This window comes from Myroides odoratimimus (assembly GCF_001485415.1).
Lineage (GTDB): Bacteria > Bacteroidota > Bacteroidia > Flavobacteriales > Flavobacteriaceae > Flavobacterium > Flavobacterium odoratimimum.
In genome coordinates this window covers 1-6,836 of record NZ_BCMQ01000054.1, presented here as the reverse complement: position 1 = coordinate 6,836, position 6,836 = coordinate 1, and the positions used below count along the sequence as shown (strand labels likewise).

General features: G+C 33.6%; 8 protein-coding genes. 6 read left to right on the top strand and 2 right to left on the bottom strand.

The genetic code is table 11. The features are described from left to right. The first annotated feature begins 830 nt into the window (after positions 1–830). From MODO_RS18710 to MODO_RS18690, 5 genes are all read left to right on the top strand, one after another. A complete protein-coding gene (locus MODO_RS18710) occupies positions 831–1,439 on the top strand; it encodes a class I SAM-dependent methyltransferase (RefSeq protein WP_039851783.1) in 609 nt (202 codons plus the stop codon). A gap of 8 nt (positions 1,440–1,447) precedes the next feature. Beyond that, the gene (locus tag MODO_RS18705; protein WP_006258410.1) at positions 1,448–1,981 is read left to right on the top strand and encodes a GNAT family N-acetyltransferase; all 534 of its coding nucleotides are present in this window, start codon (positions 1,448–1,450) and stop codon (positions 1,979–1,981) included. A gap of 76 nt (positions 1,982–2,057) precedes the next feature. Next, entirely contained in the window at positions 2,058–3,185 is a 1,128-nt protein-coding gene (locus tag MODO_RS18700; RefSeq protein ID WP_006258411.1) for a GNAT family N-acetyltransferase, read from the top strand. Between the two features lie 4 nt (positions 3,186–3,189). Further along, positions 3,190–3,735, top strand: coding sequence for an STM3941 family protein (locus MODO_RS18695; protein ID WP_006258412.1), 546 nt, complete (start codon positions 3,190–3,192; stop codon positions 3,733–3,735). A gap of 6 nt (positions 3,736–3,741) precedes the next feature. Next, on the top strand, positions 3,742–4,242 hold the full coding sequence (locus MODO_RS18690; protein ID WP_006258413.1) for a ClbS/DfsB family four-helix bundle protein: 501 nt from the start codon (positions 3,742–3,744) through the stop codon (positions 4,240–4,242). Between the two features lie 2 nt (positions 4,243–4,244). Here MODO_RS18690 and MODO_RS18685 read toward each other — a convergent pair whose 3' ends face one another. Continuing rightward, positions 4,245–4,790 carry a hypothetical protein gene (locus MODO_RS18685; RefSeq protein ID WP_006258414.1) on the bottom strand — a complete coding sequence of 182 codons (546 nt, stop codon included), beginning with the start codon at positions 4,788–4,790 and terminating at the stop codon, positions 4,245–4,247. Positions 4,791–4,873: 83 nt separating this feature from the next. Further along, positions 4,874–5,632: a DUF2314 domain-containing protein gene (locus tag MODO_RS18680; protein WP_006258415.1), complete on the bottom strand. Its 759-nt coding sequence runs from the start codon at positions 5,630–5,632 to the stop codon at positions 4,874–4,876. Between the two features lie 216 nt (positions 5,633–5,848). Between MODO_RS18680 and MODO_RS18675 the strand changes: the two genes are divergently transcribed. After that, complete coding sequence (locus MODO_RS18675; protein ID WP_006265742.1) at positions 5,849–6,829, top strand: IS30 family transposase; 981 nt, start codon at positions 5,849–5,851, stop codon at positions 6,827–6,829. Positions 6,830–6,836: the final 7 nt, after the last annotated feature.

Sequence of the window (6,836 nt, the reverse complement as noted above, 5' to 3'; positions counted from 1 at the left end):
ATCGGTTACCCGATGACAGATTAGCAATCTGCTCCGTTACCACTCCGGCACCTCTCCGTTGCTTAGATCATTACTTCTCTAATGCGGTGCAAACATACTACGAGTTTTTGAGTTCTGCAAATTTCGAGAATATAAAAAAGTTAGTATTTCTATCTTTTCCTTCAACCAAAATCATATTTAATTATAAATGAGCAAAGTACTTTAAAAATATTTTTTAAATATTTTTAAATAAACAATCAGTTAGATTACATCATTCTTTAAAATAGAACTCTTTTCTAGTGTTCAACTCTCTTTACTCCCATCAACTCTCACCTTATATTCTTCATTTATCATAAATCTCATAGTACTTCATCAGTCTAACAATAACGAATCTAAATAACCTCTATGCAATAAATAATGAAAATAAATTGTATATTTGTTATCAGAGTGTTCAGTTCACCACTACTATCTTTATGATATTAGTAATTGCGATTGAACATCTAAGTATAGATCATATTTAATAAATATAAAAACTATACACGCTAACTAATTCAATTAATCATTTGAAGTCAGGTAAGTCTCTTATCTGACTTTTTTTGTTTTTACTCTAATACATCAGATATAAATTCTCTCATCTAGCTATACATTAACCTACCATCACCATACCGACATTCCACTTACATGGAGAGCCCTATTAGCTGTGTTGTCCTATACCTAGTTTGTCTTAGGCTTCATAATTAAGTTTAGTTTGAGTTATTGACTTTTGATTGACTATAAAGTACTTTTTATTAAATACGTTTTCCTTCTTGATTAAGGAATTACTACTTTTGTTATTTACTATTTTAGATGCCATGGAGAATATAAAAGAACATTGGGAAGGTGTATATAAAACTAAAACACCAGATCAGGTAAGTTGGACACAAGTAAAACCGATTAATTCACTTCGTTTAATAGAGAATAGTAATATCTCTAAAGACGCTAAGATTATCGATATTGGTGGTGGAGATAGTAATTTAGTTGATTACTTACTAGAAGAAGGATATACGAATATCACAGTGTTAGACATCTCTGGAGAAGCACTAGAACGTGCGAAGAAGAGATTAGGTAACAAGGCTCATCAAGTAAAGTGGATAGAAAGTAATATCACTACCTTTACCCCTACTGAGCAATACGATGTGTGGCATGACCGTGCGGTATTTCACTTTTTGACAGTTGAAGAAACACAAGCTTATACACAGTTAGTTACTAAGGCAGTAAAAGAAAATCTTATTATCGCTACGTTCTCTAAACAAGGACCTCTGAAGTGTAGTGGATTAGAGATTATCCAATACAACGCAGAAGATTTGAACGAACTTTTTAAAGAGTCTTTTACACTAAAAGACAGCTTTTATGAAGATCATATTACACCATTTGACACCAAGCAGAACTTTGTGTACTGCCATTTTAAAAAGAATAAATAATAACAAATATGGGATTTAGTAGAGATATCCAATTTTCTTCTGATAGACTATCTTACCTAGTAGTAAACGATAGCTTTAAAGAAGATATTTTTCGTGAGTTAACACCTACAGTAGCTAAGTTTTTACCTTTTATACCAACAGGTAAAATCGAAGACACACAGGGTTTTATTGATTATAGCTTAGGTGTATTAGACCAAGGTACTGATATCACTTTAGTAGCAGTAGATAAAGAGACAAAAGAGTTTATCGGATGTTGTGGTATACACGATGTGAATGAAGAGTCTATCTCTCTTGGTATCTGGTTAAAAGAATCTGCTTTTGGCAAAGGATACGGACAAGAACTTATCACTGCATTAGAAACTTATGTAAACGAAAACCTTACAGTGGACTATCTAATCTATAACGTAGAGAAGAATAACCATGGAAGTATTAAAATAGCTGAGAAATTAGGTTATGTTTACCATAGTGATTTCGTGAGAAACATCAGTGAAGAGAAGATACTTAATATGCTTCAGTACCGCAAGGACAATAAAAAGAAGTAATAAATAAGAAATTAAAAAGTTCAAAGAGCACAGTGTTTTTTGAACTTTTTTTCAATAATTGAATACAATATAGATTATGCGTTATAAAATAACAGAATTAGAACAGATTGACTTTAATACCATTCCTTGGGAATTTTTAGTACACTATAACGGACGTGCAGATGACTTGCCACCGTTGCTAGATCAAGCCATCAGCAGTGATATCAGAGATAGTAGATATGCTCTTTTTTCTTTAGCGAATAATATAGAACACAAAGGTGGAGTGATTACCACTACTCCTATTGTATTGATACGCTTATTTCAGTTATTTAAAGAAACGCCTTATAATCAAGACATGTTATTACGCGTTATCCTAAAAGTTGCTAAGGCAATAGGCTTTCAATGGGAGCTTTTTAGAGACAGCAACGAATTTGATAACATCCCTCCTATCCAAGAGCTATATAGTACCCAATCTTCTTTCTTATGGCCTGAATTCGAAACAAGGGAGCAGGATGCTATGATATGGGCTGCTACAGATATGCAAAAAGTCTTTGACTATGCGTGGTATTATACAAAAGAGGTCTTATGTGCTTATCAGCCCGTCTTAGAACAATTAGTAGCACGTGATGACATAGAACAAGGGCTGATATACGACATACTCACTGTAGTTAAAATGGTGAAGGATCAACAGAGAAATATCATTTCTCTTGATAAGACGTGGACTAGTGAACACCTAAAATACGTTATCGTAGAAGATACCTATCTCGAAGACTTTTTAACTAATCTAACACCTGAAATCACGAGATTCTTAAGCTTTGACGCTAATGGTAATCAACCTTTACTAAAAGAATACATCAGACGCTCGCGCATCGAAATAACCAATGGTACAGCCTTAGTATTAGTGCTATTAGACAAAGAAACCAATGAGTTTATCGGAAGCTGTGGATTAAGCGATATCAATGAAGAATCTGTTGAAATAGGTCTTTGGATTAAAGCCTCTAAACAAGGGAAAGGATATGGTACAGAGGTTACTAAAAAACTGATAGAGATAACCAAGTCAGAGATCAATACCTCATCTATACTTTATGCAGTAGAGAAAGGTAATGAGGCAAGTATAAACATTCCTAATAAATTTGGTTTTATCCATGCGTATGACTTTATTATAGAGCCAAGTCCTCTAAAAAACAGAATGAGAGAGATGCAACAATTCATTTTAACGTTATAACCTCATGGATACCTCACTACCAATTACTTATTCGATTAGCAAAGGCAAATTTTTCTTGTACCTCATCGGAGCTTTATTACTTGTAGCAGCAGGAGTACTTGTATTCTATAACTGTTTATATCACAAGGGAAGGTATTTCTTAGGTTCTATAGAACTGACTTATGCTATAGCTGTATTGGCTATAGTATTCTTTGGATATGCTTCCATAATGTTTATTAGTAAATTATTTAGTAATAAACCAGGCATTGTCATTAATGAACAAGGGGTACTTGAGAATGCCACTGCTGTTGTCAATGGGTTAATTCCTTGGCAGGATATTACGTCTGTTGAACTCTATAAAATGCAGAGTCAGAAGTTTGTATTGATCTATGTGAAAAATCCTGAAGAATATATCACCAGACAAAAGAATATGATCAAGAAGAAATCAATGCAGGCTAACTTAAAAACACATGGTACTTCTATATTCATTAATACCAATATGCTTAACGTATCAGATGTAGAATTGGCGATTGCTATTCAACAACAACTAGATAAGAATACGCTTAAATAAACTACCATGGCAAGACCTACTAATAAAACAGAATTAATAACACTGTCTGATGATTTGTTTAATAAACTTATGTCTACGATTGAATCTTTAGACAACCAACGTTTAAACGACAATTTTACAGAAGAGAGTCTCAACAAAAATGTGAGAGATGTACTTATGCACCTGTACGAATGGCACAATATGTTTATGTCTTGGTATCAAGTAGGTATGTCAGGAAATAAGCCAATTATGCCTGCTGAGGGGTATACCTGGAAGACTACTCCTGAATTAAATATTGCTATTAATCAGAAGTATCAGAATATAGCTGTACTAGACAGTATTCAAAAGATTAAAGAATCTCATAACGCTGTACTTCAAATCATTCAACAGCATAGTAACGAAGAATTATTCGAGAAGAAAAGATATCATTGGACAGGAAGCACCTCATTAGGAGCCTATCTTGTATCTGCTACTTCTAGCCATTATGACTGGGCATTAAAGTTCCTGAAGAAAAATGGTATTAAATAATACTACTCTAAAGCATTGCGAAAACTCATAAACTTCTTCACTTTATTCTGATAAGCAGCTGTTCGCTTAGGATAATTCAGCTCTATCACCTCGCTAATTAGCTTCAGATCCTCTTTATACTGCTGTCCTAATAACATCAAAATATCCATCGCAAAAGCTTCTGAGGCTACTTTAGAATCATTAGACAGCCACAGTAGAGAGACATCTACTAGTTTTTTTTCTTGAACAGAAGTACAGACTAGCTTTTTACTTTTGGCTATCAACCAACATATACGACTTATTAGGCGTTTACTTGATTCATTAGTAATGAACTCTACATTATCTATAAAAGTGTCTAAATAAGGCTCTAAACGCAATATATCCCTATCTAGAATATCTTGTAGCAATACAGTAGACATCACATGGATAGCATCATCGTATTCGAAGCTATATTTCAGCAAGAACTTTAATACCTCCTCATCACCACCAATAACTGCTAAAGTGTCTACACGACTCTTAACGTGTATATCTGTTTCTAATACGATCTGATAAAGTTCTTTATGTGTCATTCTTACTCTTGTAGATATCCAAATATATAAAAAAAGCCCTAGTATTATTTACTAGAGCTTTCTTACTTTTATTTAAAAACTGATTATTCTAATACAGGGATGATATGTTCCCAGTTTAACTGTTTAGCATAGTCTATTGGAGTTTTACCTTCACTATTTGGTTCGTTCTTATTAGCTCCTTTTGCTAATAATACCTCAACACTTGTAAGGTTACCTGAGATAACCTCTTTGTGTAAGAACGTGTATCCAGCCTCATCCTTATTCGTTACCTCATCAGGGTTCTCATCTAAGAATTTCTCTAAACTCTCTTTCATATTCTTACTCATAGGGTGTTCTATAAGGTTCTCAGGATGTTCTTTTTGTTCATAAACATAAACCACATCATTAAAATCTCCGAACTCTAATCCCCAAGCAGCATCGTGCTCTGCTCTCTCTTCTTCAGTCATCACAGAACGCATAACCTGCACAGTAAAACCTCCAAAAGCTTTACCTTGACTAATAAACATCCAATCACTGATTTGATCAAGAGTTACTCCTATTTGCTCTCCTTCTTCTATATTCGTAAGCATATTAGGCTGATTTAATAGCTCTCCATAGATAATATCTCCATCGAAGTCTACATCACCTATCCACATATGCTCTACTACAGGCTCTTCTTCACCTTCTACCTCTTGTGTAAAAGCCACTTTAACACTTGCCATATCAAAAGCAGGTACTATTCTTCTATATTCCCAAGACAACTCTCTCCAAAAGTATTTGAAGGTATCTTGAGCTTTCTTATATGCCTCTATTAAGATAGGGTCATCTCCTTTTGCATAAAAAATCGGGTTCTCTTTTTCCATAATAAGTGTTTTATATTTTAATCAAATAGACTACTTAAACTCTAATAACCTACTGTGCAAAAATACTTATCTCTTTTACATATTCAAGCTTAGATTCAACTAATAAATGCAACAGCATTTAAAAAACGGCGGAGAACATTTGCTCCATGGAGCAAATGTTCTCCGCCGTTGGCGAAAAAAAACATCTACTTTTGAGGTTCCTACACACCCAAAAAGATGTCACATTTAACGTTAGAACAAAGATATAAAATAGAAGCATATAAAAAGGCAGGTAAATCACTTACTGAAATTGCTTGTTATATAGGCAAAGACAAGTCTGTTGTTAGCAGAGAGCTTAAGCGCAATTCAGACGAAAGAAATGGTGTTTATAAAGCTAATCTTGGACAAAGAAAGACAGCTCAACGACACAAAGAAAAACGCAAGAGAATACGCTTAACTGAAAACGTAAAAACAACTATTATAGACTATCTTAATCAAGATTATAGTCCAGAACAAATAGTAGGTAGAAGTAAACTTGAAGCAAAAGAAATGGTCTCTGTTGAATGTATTTATCAATTCATTTGGCAGAACAAAAAACAAGGAGGAAAGCTTTATAAGCATCTTAGAACTAAAGGTAAAAAATATAGAAAAAGAGGTGCATGCAAAGACAGTAGAGGCTTGATAAGTAATAGAGTAGATATTGAAAAAAGACCTAGTATAGTTGATGATAAATATAGAATAGGTGATCTTGAAATAGATTTAGTAATAGGGAAAAATCATCGTGGAGCACTGCTTACTATAAACGATAGAGCTACAGGGGTTTTATGGATGGGAAAGATAGAATCAAAGGAAGCTCACGTTGTAGAAGCTAAAATTATAGAACTCTTAAAAGACTTCAAACCGTTACTTCATACTATGACTTCTGATAACGGAAAAGAGTTTGCAAACCATCAAAATATAGCTAACACTCTAGAGCTTGATTACTACTTCGCAAAGCCTTATCACAGTTGGGAAAGAGGAGCTAATGAAAATTTAAATGGATTAGTAAGACAATATTTCCCTAAAATGACTAATTTCGATTTAATTACACAAGCAGCAATTGACAAGGCTGTAAATATTTTAAACAACAGACCAAGAAAGAGATTTGGTTTTAAATCGCCTAACGAAATTTTTACAGAAAAATTAAACCTAATGGTTACTGTTGCATTTAATACTTGAATCCACC

Excerpts from the sequence above, each read along its gene's own strand:
- MODO_RS18685 (WP_006258414.1), bottom strand. The coding sequence starts at position 4,790 with ATGACACATAAAGAACTTTATCAGATCGTATTAGAAACAGATATACAC.
- MODO_RS18700 (WP_006258411.1), top strand. The coding sequence starts at position 2,058 with ATGCGTTATAAAATAACAGAATTAGAACAGATTGACTTTAATACCATT.
- MODO_RS18690 (WP_006258413.1), top strand. The coding sequence starts at position 3,742 with ATGGCAAGACCTACTAATAAAACAGAATTAATAACACTGTCTGATGAT.
- MODO_RS18705 (WP_006258410.1), top strand. The coding sequence starts at position 1,448 with ATGGGATTTAGTAGAGATATCCAATTTTCTTCTGATAGACTATCTTAC.
- MODO_RS18710 (WP_039851783.1), top strand. The coding sequence starts at position 831 with ATGGAGAATATAAAAGAACATTGGGAAGGTGTATATAAAACTAAAACA.
- MODO_RS18680 (WP_006258415.1), bottom strand. The coding sequence starts at position 5,632 with ATGGAAAAAGAGAACCCGATTTTTTATGCAAAAGGAGATGACCCTATC.
- MODO_RS18695 (WP_006258412.1), top strand. The coding sequence starts at position 3,190 with ATGGATACCTCACTACCAATTACTTATTCGATTAGCAAAGGCAAATTT.
- MODO_RS18675 (WP_006265742.1), top strand. The coding sequence starts at position 5,849 with ATGTCACATTTAACGTTAGAACAAAGATATAAAATAGAAGCATATAAA.